Origin of the sequence: Butyrivibrio sp. (assembly GCF_017433805.1) — a bacterium.
Classification (GTDB): domain Bacteria; phylum Bacillota; class Clostridia; order Lachnospirales; family Lachnospiraceae; genus Butyrivibrio.
In genome coordinates, this window is record NZ_JAFRGN010000036.1 from 155,185 (window position 1) to 170,669 (window position 15,485).

At 42.0% G+C, this 15,485-nt stretch carries 12 protein-coding genes; 2 read left to right on the top strand and 10 right to left on the bottom strand.

Annotated features, from left to right (window positions below; all coding sequences use genetic code 11):
* Positions 1-81: 81 nt before the first annotated feature.
* A complete protein-coding gene (locus tag IJI01_RS09540) occupies positions 82-969 on the top strand; it encodes an aldose 1-epimerase family protein (RefSeq protein ID WP_292189323.1) in 888 nt (295 codons plus the stop codon).
* Positions 966-1,964: an AraC family transcriptional regulator gene (locus tag IJI01_RS09545; protein WP_292189326.1), complete on the top strand. Its 999-nt coding sequence runs from the start codon at positions 966-968 to the stop codon at positions 1,962-1,964. Before IJI01_RS09540 ends, IJI01_RS09545 begins: the two co-directional genes overlap by 4 nt.
* A gap of 56 nt (positions 1,965-2,020) precedes the next feature.
* Here the strand turns inward: IJI01_RS09545 and IJI01_RS09550 are convergent, their stop codons facing one another.
* The 10 genes from IJI01_RS09550 to IJI01_RS09595 all read right to left on the bottom strand — a co-directional run bounded on the left by IJI01_RS09550 (position 2,021) and on the right by IJI01_RS09595 (position 15,434).
* Positions 2,021-2,902, bottom strand: coding sequence for a YitT family protein (locus IJI01_RS09550; protein WP_292189329.1), 882 nt, complete (start codon positions 2,900-2,902; stop codon positions 2,021-2,023).
* Between the two features lie 108 nt (positions 2,903-3,010).
* Entirely contained in the window at positions 3,011-4,447 is a 1,437-nt protein-coding gene (locus IJI01_RS09555; protein WP_292189331.1) for a DUF4832 domain-containing protein, read from the bottom strand.
* A gap of 16 nt (positions 4,448-4,463) precedes the next feature.
* A complete protein-coding gene (locus IJI01_RS09560; protein ID WP_292189334.1) occupies positions 4,464-5,135 on the bottom strand; it encodes a DUF4956 domain-containing protein in 672 nt (223 codons plus the stop codon).
* Between the two features lie 24 nt (positions 5,136-5,159).
* Positions 5,160-5,885, bottom strand: a complete 726-nt coding sequence (locus IJI01_RS09565; protein WP_292189336.1) for a polyphosphate polymerase domain-containing protein — start codon at positions 5,883-5,885, stop codon at positions 5,160-5,162.
* Positions 5,886-5,894: 9 nt separating this feature from the next.
* Positions 5,895-7,727 (bottom strand): CotH kinase family protein, encoded by a 1,833-nt coding sequence (locus IJI01_RS09570; RefSeq protein WP_292189340.1) that lies wholly within the window; start codon positions 7,725-7,727, stop codon positions 5,895-5,897.
* The gene (gene pelG / locus IJI01_RS09575; protein WP_292189343.1) at positions 7,724-9,184 is read right to left on the bottom strand and encodes an exopolysaccharide Pel transporter PelG; all 1,461 of its coding nucleotides are present in this window, start codon (positions 9,182-9,184) and stop codon (positions 7,724-7,726) included. The genes IJI01_RS09570 and pelG overlap by 4 nt, the downstream gene beginning before the upstream one ends.
* Before the next feature lie 3 nt (positions 9,185-9,187).
* Entirely contained in the window at positions 9,188-10,585 is a 1,398-nt protein-coding gene (gene pelF, locus IJI01_RS09580; protein ID WP_292189345.1) for a GT4 family glycosyltransferase PelF, read from the bottom strand.
* 5 nt (positions 10,586-10,590) lie between these two features.
* On the bottom strand, positions 10,591-12,414 hold the full coding sequence (locus tag IJI01_RS09585; RefSeq protein ID WP_292189347.1) for a DUF2194 domain-containing protein: 1,824 nt from the start codon (positions 12,412-12,414) through the stop codon (positions 10,591-10,593).
* Positions 12,411-13,307 carry a hypothetical protein gene (locus IJI01_RS09590; RefSeq protein ID WP_292189348.1) on the bottom strand — a complete coding sequence of 299 codons (897 nt, stop codon included), beginning with the start codon at positions 13,305-13,307 and terminating at the stop codon, positions 12,411-12,413. The genes IJI01_RS09585 and IJI01_RS09590 overlap by 4 nt, the downstream gene beginning before the upstream one ends.
* Before the next feature lie 12 nt (positions 13,308-13,319).
* Positions 13,320-15,434, bottom strand: a complete 2,115-nt coding sequence (locus IJI01_RS09595; RefSeq protein ID WP_292189351.1) for a hypothetical protein — start codon at positions 15,432-15,434, stop codon at positions 13,320-13,322.
* Positions 15,435-15,485 lie beyond the last annotated feature (51 nt).

Genomic DNA, 15,485 nt, shown 5'->3' on the forward strand with positions numbered 1-15,485 from the left:
ATCATCAGAAGTATGATTATGAACATCTTGCAAGCCTAGGAAAATTCACGTTTGCAATAATTCAAAAGGAGAATATAGATTATGGAATTCATCGAAAACGAGTATCTGATAATAGGCGTTGCTGAGCACGGCGCTGAGCTTAGCAGCATCTTTGACAAAAAGAGAAATAAGGAACTTCTCTGGCAGGCTGATCCTAAGTTTTGGAACAGACATGCACCTATTCTTTTCCCATTTGTTGGAAATGTGGTAAATGACGAGTACAGATATAAAGGAAAGACATATCACATGTCATCACATGGCTTTGCCCGCGATATGGACTTTGAGTTTGCTGGTAAAACTGAGGATAGCGTCAGCTTCTCTCTCAAGGCAACTGCTGAAACCAAAGAGAAATACCCATTTGATTTTGAGCTTGTTGTTACTCATAAGCTCACAGGAAGCACAGTTAACGTAATCTGGGAAGTTAAGAACCTTTCTGACTCAGACCCCCTTTACTTCTCTATCGGAGGACACCCGGCATTTAGATGTCCTATATCTGATGGAGAGAAAAGAACTGACTACAAGGTTAAGTTTGAAGGCGCTGGCGACAACCTTGAATACGTCCTTATTATACAGGCAACAAGAGAAGTAGATTTTGAAAATCCTAATCCTCTTACTCTTAAGGATGGATACCTTGATATCACTGAGCACCTCTTTGATAAGGATGCTCTTATCTTTGACAACAATCAGGTAAAAAAGGTCAGCCTCTGCACACCAGACGGTAAGCCTTATATCACTTTAAGCTGCCCTGATTTCCCATCCTTTGGTCTTTGGTCCAAGCCTACAATAGATGCAGAATATGTCTGCCTTGAGCCATGGTTTGGAAGATGTGACAATAAGGGCTTTAGAGGAGAGCTTCCAGAAAAGTACGGCGAGCAGAAACTTGACGCTGCAGCAGCCAGAACTATCTCCTACGAGATCACTGTATCATGAATAGCAAGCTGATAGAGCTTCTTAGTACAATTACAGACGAGGAACAGGCAATTTTAGATGGTGAGCCTTACATAAATCGCGAGCTATACTATAGCCCAGATACGAAGACATCCGACACCATCGATTCAGCCCGTGTCCTTCAGAACGGCAAGCTGATCGACATGCGTCCTCACGTGCGTTTTGTGCACTTTCCGCTCCACACTCACAACTATGTGGAATTCATCTACATGTGTCAGGGAGAGACTGTTCACATCATTGACGGACAGCGCATAACGCTCCATCAGGGCGACCTGTTGTTCCTCAATCAGCACGCGCGGCAGGAAATCCTTCCGGCAGGTGAAAATGATATTGCAATCAATTTCATGATACTTCCGGAGTTCTTCGATACCTCTTTTGCCATGCTAGAGCGCGAGGAATCGCCTCTCAAGGACTTCCTCATAAGCTGCCTAACTCAGAAGGATATTGGTGGTAACTTCCTGTACTTTGGAGTATCAGGTATTCCACAGATTCAGAACATCATGGAAAATCTGATCCTGAATATGTTGCCTTCATCTCAAAATGGACCACTAACCCCGTCCCCCTGGTCCACTGGCTCGATCAATCAAGTGACAATGGGGCTACTGTTTATGACTCTTTTGCAACACACAGATACCATTCGTGTGTCCAGAAGGTCTTTTGAGCAGGAAATAATGTTCAGACTTCTAAGATATATAGATGAACAGTACAGAGATGCTTCTCTATCAGAATTTGCCAGGACTGTTGGCGAGGATGAATATGTCCTTAGCCGTATCATCAAGAAAAATACCGGTAACACCTTCAAGGAGCTACTGCAGAATAAGCGCATGAACAAAGCCTGCGAACTACTTAAAAACACCGACATATCAATCGCTGATATATCTGTGTTGACAGGTTATGATAATACAAGCTTCTTCCACAGGCTGTTTCGCAGAACCTACGGCTGTAGTCCCAGAGACTACCGCTTAGAATCAAAATAAGTAATACAAAAAAGCTACTGCCATCACGACAGTAGCTCTCTTTATATCCAAATCTATTAATCTCTTGGTCTCATATAGAAGTTACCCATTACTTCCTCTGTCCTTATGGAGTTAACAAAGGCATGAGGATCAAGCTCTTTGATCATAGGAATGAGCTTTCTGGTATCAGAAGCACTTACGATAGAATATACAATCTTCTTGTTCTCGTGTCCGTAAGAGCCCTCGCCATCAATAAGTGTGGCGCCATGGCTTGACTGATTATAAATCAGATGGCAAATCTCGTCGGGCACATCTGTAATAATAAACAATGTCTTTTGCTGGTAGGTTCTGTACAGGACGTGAAGCGCCTGCGTTGATACATACTGGAATATCATGGAATAAAGCGCCTTGTCCCAACCAAATAAAAGACCTGCAATAGCAAGCAAAACAACGTTTCCTGCAAGGATAATCGGGAACGCATCGATTCCTTTTCTCTGTGATAAGAAGATGGAAATAAAGTCAGTACCACCACTTGTAGCATCCACATCAAGACACATTGTGATGGCAACTGCGTTAACAATACCACCAAAAACAGCTATAAGAAGCGGATCGTGTGTAACTGAATGAACCGGCAGAATATCGACGAATACGCCGTTCATCAGTACCATAATAAGGGAAAAAAGTGTAAACTTCTTGCCTATAAATCTGAAGCCTATATAGATAGGGATCGCATTTATAATCAGATTGACAGGAGTATATGGAATAGTCAGATTAAAATACTTCTCTGCCACACGGATAATGATGATCGTAAGTCCCTGTGCTCCACCCGGATAAAGACCTCCTGCATTGATAAATGTCAGGATGTTCATCGCCATGATAAAGGCTGCAGCGATTACCACAATAAGGCGAATCAGATCCTTTCTAAGAGTAAATACAATTTTCTTTTGTCTGTCTGACATATAATTCTCCAACAACGCATTACTTTGACTCTCATTTGAGCCAAAGACGATTGTAACACATGATTTTCCTCTTTCCTAGGCTTTTTCGCAATGTATACAAGTATGTGATTATTCTTTTTCCCACAGGAGGCTAAGGTCTTTCTTTCTCTCTGTTTCCATATCCAGCTTGATACTAGGTTCCCCTATGATTCCCTCTTCTATTCCGGCATATATTTTGGCCCCCTGACACTTGAGTACTTCTCTTGGGATATTAACAATAGCCTGCGCCTGCTGCCCTGGAAGCATTGTCTTAAGGTCAATATTGAGCCTGTACACCATCATGCCCTCAGCTTCTGTACCTTCTGCCGCGCGAACACCCTCTTTTCCTTCAAAAGAAATACCACTGTCCTCTGGAAGGTCCAGATAAAGACAAGGCACGCAGTCGAAGTAAATAGGACATACACCGTCATTAGTTATGGTAGCTGTAAGCTCCACAGTATCTCGACCAATTGATTTTCTGATATTAAACTCGCTGATCCTGTATCTGTAGCCCACATACTTGAGAATGGAATCTGCTGCCTCTAAGAACTCCAGCTTCTCTCTCTTGGTATAAGGAACCATTGGTCCGATAAAGCTCATATGAGACTTCTGCAAAAGAGCTACTGTCTGGTCATAGTCCTTGTCCAGCATGGTGCTGATTGGAACAGAGCTTGCAAACTCTCCGCCTATAGGAGCTGTATTCCAAATTTCAGGAACAGCCTTAAGCGCGCCGACTTCACCTGTTTCGTTATAATCGCCACCCTCATCTATCCACTTAAGCCATATACTGGTATCATGGCTTATTCCTGTCATATCGTTATATACGCCTGCTCCATCAGGAAGCTCATTAAATGGTCTTCTCATAAGAAGCTTGCAATAATCAAAATTGTCAGTGTAGTGCTTAACGTATTTGGCTCTTACATCAGCAAGTGGCATCTGAGGAATACCAGCCATGTAATAGGTGTGCCACTCTCCCCAGTGTCCAAGACTTCCAAGCTCCACATAGGATAAAAGAGAATCCTTTCTGAAGTGATCAGCTATCTCTTTTATCACCTTTTCATGCTCTGCAATGAACACCTTGTTGTTGTAATCAGGGCAATATCCCTTTCCGTACTGCATATCATAAAACTCGCCATCCCCGGTCTTGTCGTAGAGCCACTGAGGAATGTCCATGTGCTCCTTGGGGCCTGGTTTGTCACACACAAATCTGATGACCACGTTCTTACCAAAGTCGCGCCATCTGTCCAGATTGTGGAACTTATCATAGAGATCCCAGTTGTACTTGCCTTCTTCTGGCTCAAGATCTGCCCAGGTAATCTCGCAGTATACAAGGCTTGACTTCTCGCACAGACTGATACTGTTAGTATCGGGAGCATAACCGATATAAGGATTCATAACAGTTTCTGTTCCCTCTTTGTACTTGTAGGTAGTTCCAGTCAGATTCCTGATATACATTTGATACCCTCTTATTCCTGCACCTATTACCATTGCCAGGATCAGGAAAAAAATAAACCCATTCTTTTTCATACTATTCCTTTACTTATTATCCGTTATATTCGCCATTGTACTGAATAAGCGTAATGTCTTTTACCTTAGGGATGTCCCTTATTCTCTCTTCAAAGACAAGGTTCTGATCCTTACAGAACACCTCAACAGCCATTTCTGTAATATCGCCGCGCATAGTCCTTGACTTGATAAAATGCTTATTCTTACCAAAGGCCCTTATGATCTCATCCCCTGTTTCCGTACCTTCATAGTGAATAACGGCGATATACACATTGCCCTTGGATGGCTTCGAATAAAATATTGCTAACATTATTATAACAATAATTGATGCAATAAGGGTAAGGGCATACATACCAGCACCTGCAGTTATTCCTCCAGTGATAGACCAGAACAGGTAAAAGAGATCCAGCGGGTCTTTTACAGCCGTCCTGAATCTTACAATAGAAAGCGCACCTACCATACCAAGAGAAATAACGATATTGGTACTGATGGCCAGTGTTACCATACAGGTCAGGACGCACATACCGATAAGGGTAACAGCAAAGCTCTTGGAAAATACGACTCCTGAGTAGAACTTTTTATACACAAGGAATATCAGTATTCCCAGAACAAGTGCTGTAAAAAGTGATAACGCCATCTTCCATACATCTACCTGAAGGTAAGTGTCTGAATTTAGAACCGAATTCTTAATAAAATCTCTTACGCTCATACTCTTCTCCTATATGTCCCACTATCACAGAATATACTTCTCATCACGGTAATATACCTGTTCTCGTAAATAGGCTGTCTTATCACAACAGATCACAAACTTGGATGCTGCTGTCAGTTCGCTGCTTCTTGGAGGAACCATATTCCTTACAATCTGAGGAAGGAACTCCGTATACTTGACCTCCATTATCAGCTTGTCACTATCTATAGCATTAAGTGTTGGCAAGCTATCATCAAATATATCGTAGCCTCCGATGGCAGCCCTCACTCTTTTGTCAAAGGTTATTCTCACAGTTCCCTCATCCATGATAAAAGGGGTTCTCTCATAGTCCACTATCACCCTTGGTCTCATGACATTGGAAATACACTCAATGTAGAATTCCCTAAGGAGCTGATCATCACTTTCTAAGAGAAAACTATAATCTCCATCAAGAATCCTGTAGAATTCATCCTTTGAAAGACTTGCCGCTTTCTTGAATATGTACTTGTCTACTTTCTTTTTGCGTTCCAGCTTAATACTCTTATCTGAATAGTTATATATCCTGATACGATACTTTCTCCTGGCCAGTATACCCATCTCTTTTTCCTCATAGGCACTGTTCCAGTAATCATCGAAGTAGAGACTTCGTATCGTATACTCCCCGTCCCTTGCATTGGGATCAAGACTAAAATAGGGAAGCATCCTTATCCGCAGCTCTTCGTATTCAGGATAGCTTATAAGATATTTAAGCTCATGCCGGTATTGTTCCATACTCACCACTCACTCTGTAACTTCGTATACGCTTATGCTTCCATCAAGATTGACGAAGAAGCACTTTATGCCATACACCTTACCATTTTCTGTTTCGTAGTAGTCAAAGGCATCCTGAGTGTATCCGCTTTCGTTGGTGGCTGATGCCTTGATAAAGTACTCTCCGGCAGGAAGTACCACCTCGGAAAAAGAGTTCCACTCACCTTCATAGGAAGTAACTATATCTGTGCACTCTAAATCTCTTGCAATGACTACCTTGTACACTATATCTTCCTGGTTAAAGTCATAGCTTAAATCCCAGGTATAGTTCATCTTAACGCCGCTAAGCTCCGGATCACCTATATAAAATGGCATTGGCTTTTTAAGTGACTCCAGATACTGCTGGTAATATTCCTCCACCAGCTCAGGGAGCTTATCCGCTATTTCTTTATATTCCTCCTGAGTAACAGGTGAATAGTCAACATCAGGCTCAGCATAGAGAAATGGGATTACTATTTCACTATACTCATCCACCATTTTCTCTAATCTGTCTTTTGTAAGGTACTGCCTTAGATCCTGGATTGCGATGTCAAGCTCCTCTCTGAACTTGTCAGATTTAAGGCATCTCCGGAACAGGATATTTCCCCAGTAGTTACTTACTCCTCTATCCCAGCTTCCAGCTTCTGACCATCCTTTTATCTCATTTTCATTGTTTCTAAATACTGCGTCCAAATCCCACAGATAGAAATACCAGATATCATCGTTTAAAGAGCTGTATATATATGAGTTTCTACTCTGGGTATCATAGTTACCTGTCAGGATGTTAAAGGCCATCCAATAGGTAAGATTCTCCATGTCAAAATACTCATCTATTACTCTTTCTATAGGGATACCATAATCATTAACAGCCTCAAGCATTTCAATCAGCTTGGAGTGATCATCATTTCCTTTTATCTCAAGGTATTCTTCAAATTTCTTTTGATCATACCTTCCATCAGTAGTAAGTCTTATAACGTCCTCATATCTGTAGAACTCAAAGAAATTTATCTTGTACAGATTACCGGCTCTATCAAGGCCATGGGTTCTAAGAGCTGTCTTATTTAGCTGCTCCACCTGAGTGTACAGGCCATAGTCATCAAAGCCTGTATCTTCTCCGTCAGTAAGGTCATTTACATACAAATGTACAAACTGCGTCCTAAGGCTCATAAGCTGATCTATTCCTGTAAGAAGATCAAAGCCAAGCTTATTTCTGAACCTGAGGCCATCAGTCATATGCTTATTGAGAGCTATTGTAGTCTGCCCATTCCATGAACCCATATTAGGCTTGAGCTCAATCTTGTAGTTCTTCTGAGGGTTACGGCTGGAGGTCTGACCTCTTATCTGAACTGTGGCATTGGGAGCAGTCTCTCCATACCCAAGGTTTCCTGCAGGGATTCCACTTTCTGTTCCCACCTGCAAAAGAGCTTCCACCTTATATCTTTCTACGCCCATTTCATCATAGTCGTAGGCAGAAAAAGTGTTGATCTCTTCCCAGGTATGGTTAGTGCCTTCGGATACATTTCCCTCTCTAACAGTCAGATACATAGTGATAACGCTATTGTTATCATCATATATGAGTCTCTTGTCCCTAAGATGCTCATAGTCAGTATCATCCTGACTCTTCCCGCCATCTACCATGTTACTTACAACCTGCGAAGCAATTTCTGCAGCAGAAGGTGTTTCTGTATTTATCTGCACCTGTTCAATTTCACCCTCTTTTTCCGGGAAAAAAGTATCTTTAATCAAGGAATAGTTACTGCCAATCAGCATAACGATTCCCAGAAAAACAAGAGCCAGTATGATCTTCAGAGTATCTTTTTTCATAGACTACGCCTCTTTTTCTCCAATGAAAGAAAATACATATAAAGCTTGGTTCCAAGTCCCTTTTTGTGCACTGCCATGATAGGCTGCGCACTCAGTATGTGATACGGAAGCCTCTTGGTATAGACCATCAGCCTGTTTATTGCATATATCAGATAGATGATGCTGCCAAGAGCAAAGGCAAAACCGTAGTATTTGGCCTCAAAAAACAGTGATGCCAGAGAAAACGCTGTTGTAGTTACCGCAAAGACAATATTTGCCTTCATGGCATCCTCGTAGGCCGTAAAGTACATTAAAACCAGTGTAAGGACGTTGGCTACAGCATAGGCACCGTATCCAACACACAGTATTCTGAAATACCCTTCCATAAGCGCATCAAAGCCAAGTGGAAGTCTTTCCAGAATAATAAGTCCAACGCCTAATATGAACGCAGTTCCATAGAACTGTCTTCTTGCTGTGTAGATAAGCTCGTGGTCCAGAACCGTCAGCATCTCTTTTTCCGCCTGCTCTATCTCAAAGATTGAACCGTGACCATTAAAGAGGTCGTAGTACTTCCTGTATTTGGGATAGAGATTAACCTCTACTGATGCCACGAAATTGATGGTTGTGATCAGTATGGTAAGAAAGGCAAACAGCGCTGAAATGTCATGCTCAGGAGCTGCATAAAACAGTCCCTTTATCCTGTGCCCGATTCCTCCAAACCAGGCAATTACCAGATGGGCGAAAAGACCTATATTGCTGGTAAGACCTATAACCATAAGGTCTGAATACTCATCAAACCATGGCAGGAAGTCGAAAAAGTTCTTCTGCGAATTAGGGAAAAATCCATATAGTAAAGCCATATCAAGAGTCATCATGACTCCGTAGCCAAAAACAACGCTAATAAGCATCAGCTCTATGCTTCCGCCGTAAAAGTATCCGCCAACCTGCGCTGTCACAACGGCAAGAACAATTGAAACAACATAAGATAAGAGAATTCCTCTATAGTCCTTGATTGCTGACAGATAATTCATCTCCGTCCACACGGTGAGAAGCTCTGCAAACAGCATCAGCGCCAGTAGTCCCTGCAGAAATGTAACTCCTGAAAAGAATAGGAAGGTTCCCCAAAGCACTATTCCTGATGGCAAAAGAAATACCAAAATGCCCTCAAGGGATGGTATAACATCTGCTTCCTTGTGCTCATACAAAAGGTCTGCAACAAATCTGGTCATGACCATAGAAAAGATGCTGCTATAGATCATTGATGCAAGTAGTGAATAGGTAATGATACTGACAAGTAGCTCAGTATTTGGCTTATCAAGCCCAAATCTTTCAGCAATGACCTGAATAGACAACAGGAATATAAAGCCAAGAATCATAGGACCTGCCGTGATCATACCGGTGTATCCGTAGGCTCTTAGCATTGATAATACGCCTGTGGCTTTAAAAAGCTTTTTTAGCTCAAAACCTATTCCAGCCATAAATCATGCCTCTCTGTAAAGAGATGAATACTTCTTCATCATATCTTTATGCTTAAAAAATCTTTCTACTCTCTTTTGCCCTACCATTCCCATTTCTTCTCGTTCCTGTCTGCTTGCGCACATCTTGTCCATGGCAATTGCCAGGGCTTCTCTGTGCATAGGTGGTACGCAGTAGCCAGCTGTTCCGTATACGTCATCTGCTTCACCTTCTATCAGCTGTCTGCAGCAGCCAACGTCAGTTGTCACCGCAGGCCTTCTGGCGGCAAAGGATTCAAGTACGCACAGTGGCTGGCCTTCCGAGATACTTGTTAGTATCGTGAAGTCTATCTTGGCCATATACTCAATTACATTGACCTGTCCAACAAACATGACATCCGATAATCTCAATGTCTTGACCAGGTCATAACATTCCTTGGCATATTCATCATCATCTGTACCCCCAAGGATATGGAGCCTTACGTTTTTTCTCATGCTCTTAAGCTCATTAAAAGCATATATGAGAGTTTTGACGTCCTTGATTGGCGCAAGTCTGATAACTGCTGCTATGTCTACAATGCCGTCATCCTCTTTAAGGGGAATATCGCAGAAGTTGTCATAGTGTATTCCGTTTGGAATAACTCTGCATCTGTCAGGATCTGCTCCCAGCTCCTGCTGTATTTTGCTGGCATTTCCAAAAAGGCAGGTTATAAAGGTTGCTCTTCCGTAGATGGCATCAGATAACATGTAAAAGAATCTTATCCAGTGCCTCTTAAACTCTGGTACAACCCATCTGGCCCTTATTATTTCTTCTTCTCGCTCTCTTGAATAAATACCATGCTCAGTGAGGATTACTTTTTTACCTGTAACAAAATTGGCAAGGGCTGCAAGAAGTCCGCCGTAGCCGGTACAAACTGTATGATATATCTGAGCCTGTGGAACTTCACTCTGTATTACATGAAGAACCGGTATCAGCATTGATCTGATGGTGTAAAAGATATCCGCAAAGGCAACATATGGGTATTTTTCCTTACAGAGCTCCGTGAGTATATCAAGGAAGTCATCGCTCATAAGAAAGCTCGCGGGGTTATATCTTTTGACCTGAAACATATCAAACAAAACGTTCCAGTCAGGTTTATTACAGTCAATAAAGTGCTTAATGGTCTCTCTTTCTTCTTCCGTTAATTTGAACTTATCTTTTTTTCTGGGCTTGATGAGAAGCGCATCATCCAAAAAGACTTCGTGTACCTCTTTGACATTATCGGGAAGCTCATACTTAAACCGCCCCTTGTCTGAAGCTTTGGCGCCAATGACCCACAACACAAATTCATGCTGAGGAAGTGCTTTTATGTAGTTGTGAGTCCAGGAGGATACACCACCAAAGGTATATGGATAGCTTCCCTCCAAAATAAGGCAGATTCTCATGTAAATTACTTACTCCTTATTATTGTCACCTTGCTTGACTGAGCCTTTAAAAGATAAAGTGAGTCGTTGAGCTTTATAAGCTCTCCGCCATATGCATTATCAAGTCCGCCCTTATTGGCCCTGATGAGGTAATATGCACTGTCTATAAGTCCCTTGTCCGTGAGGCTAATACTGTCGGTCTCTACTTCATATGCTGGGATCAGATTTACATACCTTTGTACTGCTCCGGCCATCTCTGAACCTGTCAGATGCCTGATATCTACTGCAGATTCATCAACCCATCCCATGTAGTCATCAAGATTGGCCTTAAGTACTTCCCAGCCAAGATCCGCTCCTCTGTCCTCATCAAGAAGATCATCGGGATGCATGAAGTGTGAGCTTACAAAGTGAAGATTCATCTCAGCAAAAGCAGTAATACGCATGTAATCGTCAAGAATTCCGCCTGATACTATTCGCGGAGTCTCTACAATTCCGTCCTCTGCTACTTCAAATTCCTGAACGTACTCGTCAGGCCCTTCCAGATAAATACTTGCAATACACTTAACCTGCGGAAAATCCACTCCCAGCATCTGCCTTCCCTCAGGCGATAATACATCTGAAGGTGGCACATACACCGACATTTCCTGATTAGGAAACATACTCGTAGAGAACCTTATAAGCTCTTTTATAGAGGAGTGCATCGTCTTATAGTCATCCCAGGTATTATAGCCAAGCTCCTGATTGTAAACGAAGTTATCAAGGCAAAGAGGCTGATGGTTATAACCGTGATAGCCAAGCTCGCCTCCCTGATTGAGGAGCATATTGCCGTAGTAGTAATAATTTGCTGTACTTTCGTTAGCCTTAAGCTCTCCCTCGGTTGTGTCCTGATAGGTCTCGATAATAAGGCCTGTGTACTCGATGTTGTGGTCTCTTCCAAGAGCAAGCATGTCAGGCCACCAGACTCTCGAATAGAAGTCTGCTATACCCATCTTGTAATCTCTTTTGACATACTCGCCATTTCCTGCGGGAACAGGAGATGGAAAGTCATCAAGATAAAAGGTCGAAGCATTTATTACAGGGTAAATAAAAACATCATCTAAAAGAGTGTATGCACTTGAAAAGATTCCTCTGTAGGCTTTTTCTGTATATCCAAAGTTGCAGACAACAAATCTGCCCTTCTGATAGTCTCTTGCCCAAACAAGTGGAACTGTGTCATCTGCAGTGTGGGCATAAACTGTAGCATCTGAGTCCAGTACAACAGACAGTGATGATTCATAGCCGTCTATTATGGGATATGTACGCTGAGCCCCCAGCATATAGCCTTCTTCTGAAACGAAGTCATCTACCTTGGCGTAATTGTTTGAAGAACTCACAATTCCAAGCTTATCTGAGATAAATTCAAAATTGGAAGACTTGAAGGGGGGAATTCCAAACAAGAGCCTTCCGCCATCGCCAACCCAGCCTGTAACCTTGGTTATATCTTTTCCAAGTATCTCCAGATTACTCATAGCCAGTACAACACTGTTATATTTAGAGATGACCTTGTCTATGTCCTGCGTATTTTCCCCGATGTTCATATCGTCGTGGGATACTCGCATATCAGTAAGTATCTGATCATAGACCTTAAGAGCCTTTTCACTGGTAGCATCGCCTTCTTCCCAGATAACGAGGCATTTACTGTTGCTGCCAGTCTTTTTGTCATTTGTTATCTTGTCATCCGTAAGGAGAGCCATATCCGAAGCCGTTCCCTGATACAGGATTCCAATTCGCTCTATCAAAAGAAGCGTGAAAATAAGGATAAATCCAAAGGCTACCAGAATCAGCTCATGAAATCTCTTTGTCTTTTTCATGCGCTGCTCTCCTTTTGAGAATCATCCCATAGGCTTATCAGATCTCTGATTCCTCTGGAATAATACTCATTACTGTTCTTAACCTTTGTTACCATTTCTCTTAGTTCTCTGCCGGAGCCAGTCTCGTAGTAGTATCTGAATCTAAGCTTAAAGCATCTGTCGTCATCAGGGCACGCCTTCTCCATGCTCTTAAGCGCTTCATCCGCAATAGAAAACTGTTTATTACTAAGAAGAGCCACTATAAATCTCTCATAGGTCTCAGGACTTGGATTTCTGTTAACCTTTTCCATCAGAAGCTGCATCAGAGTATTCTTCTGAATTTCCAAAAGCTGACCCTGAATGATATCGCTTGAGATGTACTGTTCAAGGAACATAATGTACTCATCAAGAAGTCCCTCTTTTTCCGGATCTCTTGCATATTCAGAACTGTATTCCTGAAGTCTAAGTTCATAGTCTTTGGACAGCTCCACCATAGCTGTGGTAGCGTAGTGTACAACCTCGACGTCCTCATTCATTCTGGCCTGACTTAAGACTGACAGATAACCTTCTGTATTACTCATGAGTACGTCCAGCATTACTGATCTCTTGGTGGCAGCATCATCCATAATAAGCGCATCCTCAAGAGGAACTACATTCTCTCCTTCTGGAGCTTCTATCATAAGGTACTCCGAGCCTTCCGTATTGTTATGCATTACCTCAAGATCTTTACTGTTCCTGCCCACAAGATTTCTTTTGACCATAACACTGATAATGACCGCACTAAACAGGCCCCAAACAGGAATGCACAAAAGGATCACCCACATAAGGTAATCAATTTGGAGAATGTTCTTCCTCTTTAGGAAAAAAGCTATTGCCGCTATTAAAATATGCACGCCCAAAAGCACGTATCCCATCAGGTAATGCTCCTATACTACGTTATGGACAATGTCACACTTAAGTCCCATATCTCTAAATCGCTTTAATACGATGCCCTCACTGGTCTTATCAACCTGAGCAGCCAAAAGATATATGTTTCCATCATTTCCAATTCCAACAAGGTCATTGTTCCTGATCTTGGACTGGAACATTTCATCTATCTCTTCAAGGCTCCTATCCTCTCTCTGGATCTTGATCAGCCTGAAGCTCGTAAGTCTGTTATTCATCATTTCCTTCTGAATCTCAAACTGCTGCTTGAAGTACTCTGTCTTGGTAATACCTGTACCTTCCACATAAGTTTCTGCAACCACAGCCTTCTGATAATCCCAAGCCTTGAGAATGAAGTTCTCCATTAGGCCCGCCAGGATTCTTATAAGGTTGGAATAATAGGTACTTATCTGCAGATACTCAACCTGATAGATCATGATAAGGACAGTTACCATACCTTCGGATTTGATACCTGCCACATAGGTCGGATATTCTTCCAGCACGTTATTGTTAAACCAGATGTCGTTTTCACTAAGTGTATCCAGAACCTCCTTGTAGTCATCAAGGTTTATTGACTTCTTGAGCACGCGTCCCATCTGCTCTGAGCAGACATTTAGTCTTGCAAATCTGGCATTAGGATCATTAATCGTATAGATGGCAATGGACTTATTATTAAGAACATCCTCCATTACAGGGATTGATTCAGCAAAGATTTCCTCCGGCACTGTGGTACTAAGTCTTTTAACAACATCAAAAATTCGGCCAAATCCGTCTCTACTACCTATAAGGTCAGCTTTATACTGATTCTTATAGTTCATAGCTTCCTGATACAACTTATTTATAAATACGTTCTCTGACTTAACGGTCTCGCTCTCTTCTTTTACAAAAAGAATGTCCTCTTCTCTTTTCTGCTTGATATATCCGCAAAATGCCGCTGCTACCAAAAGAAGAATAAACGCTACCCAGTTACTGGGGTCATAGAACAGTAAAAGTGCATTGGTGCCAGATAGCTGATAGGCTACAATAAGCGATATGATCTCGATTATCGCTACTAAAGAGCCGATTCTGGTCCCATACATCAGAGCCATTATCATTACAAACATGAGCCTTACATCGATTACCTTGAACTGCACACTGCCATTAGACATATAGTTATAGGCTTCGACAAATGCAGCGCCGCCAATGATCTCTATTGGAACCATTATTTTGCCCCAGCGCCTGAATCTTTTTCTGATTCGTTCTGAGAGTGTAGGCTTCTGATGATACAGCGCCTGGAACTGAGCTATATACGTTTCAAAGTCCCAGCAGGCATCATGATGAGCAAACCAGCCATAAATCTCTCTAGCCTTGTTTTCTCCGTGGACAATCTTTCCCTTTATTCCAGATTTGGACAGGGTAATATCTGCATGAGGATACGCTTCAAGAATCTTATTTTTTATTTCTCCATAAGTAGTCCTTGCGCCGCTCTTTAGATATATCTTTTCAAAAGAAATCTCTTTATCTGACTCTTTGGTCTCAGGCTCCCAATCTGCATAAAGGCGCGTCAAAAAATCTGCAAGATCCGCTGGCTTTAAGAAATAAGCCACTTCATCTTCCAGAGATTTGATCTCAACCTTTTCTTTGTTCTCTACGCTGTGCAAAATACGGCACCAATAATCCTCACGATTAAAAGCACTCAAAAGATAAGGCGAATATATAATTTTGACATCGATGTGGTAAGTCTCTGCATAGTATCTGCAGATATTCTCTGTGGAATCAAAAATGATAGAGTCACTGTTATCAACGTCAACAAGTGCCTCGTCAGAAACAATATAGATAAACTGCTTAACATGGTGCTTCTGGCTAAGTGAAAGAACGCGCCTAAGCTCCTCTATTTCTCCGACCTCATTAGAATCTCTCGTAAGAGTTCTGGAGAAAAACATTACTCGCTCAAAGCCGTAGGTATCAAACAATCTACGGAATTTGGCTGACATTACAGGCTGATCAAACCAGGTTATGCTACCCTCTTTATTGGCGTCACGAGTACAGTCACATACCACTACCATATCTCCATGGCATGCGACAGATATCTCATCTTTTCTAAAATAACTCGTGTTGCCTACTAATAGCGTATCCATAACGGCTTTAATCCTCAGGTAAACAATTAGCTATGCAATATCGATAGTATC

Excerpts from the sequence above, each read along its gene's own strand:
- IJI01_RS09595 (WP_292189351.1), bottom strand. The coding sequence starts at position 15,434 with ATGGATACGCTATTAGTAGGCAACACGAGTTATTTTAGAAAAGATGAG.
- IJI01_RS09585 (WP_292189347.1), bottom strand. The coding sequence starts at position 12,414 with ATGAAAAAGACAAAGAGATTTCATGAGCTGATTCTGGTAGCCTTTGGA.
- IJI01_RS09590 (WP_292189348.1), bottom strand. The coding sequence starts at position 13,307 with ATGGGATACGTGCTTTTGGGCGTGCATATTTTAATAGCGGCAATAGCT.
- IJI01_RS09540 (WP_292189323.1), top strand. The coding sequence starts at position 82 with ATGGAATTCATCGAAAACGAGTATCTGATAATAGGCGTTGCTGAGCAC.
- pelF (WP_292189345.1), bottom strand. The coding sequence starts at position 10,585 with ATGAGAATCTGCCTTATTTTGGAGGGAAGCTATCCATATACCTTTGGT.
- IJI01_RS09555 (WP_292189331.1), bottom strand. The coding sequence starts at position 4,447 with ATGAAAAAGAATGGGTTTATTTTTTTCCTGATCCTGGCAATGGTAATA.
- IJI01_RS09550 (WP_292189329.1), bottom strand. The coding sequence starts at position 2,902 with ATGTCAGACAGACAAAAGAAAATTGTATTTACTCTTAGAAAGGATCTG.
- IJI01_RS09560 (WP_292189334.1), bottom strand. The coding sequence starts at position 5,135 with ATGAGCGTAAGAGATTTTATTAAGAATTCGGTTCTAAATTCAGACACT.
- IJI01_RS09545 (WP_292189326.1), top strand. The coding sequence starts at position 966 with ATGAATAGCAAGCTGATAGAGCTTCTTAGTACAATTACAGACGAGGAA.
- pelG (WP_292189343.1), bottom strand. The coding sequence starts at position 9,184 with ATGGCTGGAATAGGTTTTGAGCTAAAAAAGCTTTTTAAAGCCACAGGC.
- IJI01_RS09565 (WP_292189336.1), bottom strand. The coding sequence starts at position 5,885 with ATGGAACAATACCGGCATGAGCTTAAATATCTTATAAGCTATCCTGAA.
- IJI01_RS09570 (WP_292189340.1), bottom strand. The coding sequence starts at position 7,727 with ATGAAAAAAGATACTCTGAAGATCATACTGGCTCTTGTTTTTCTGGGA.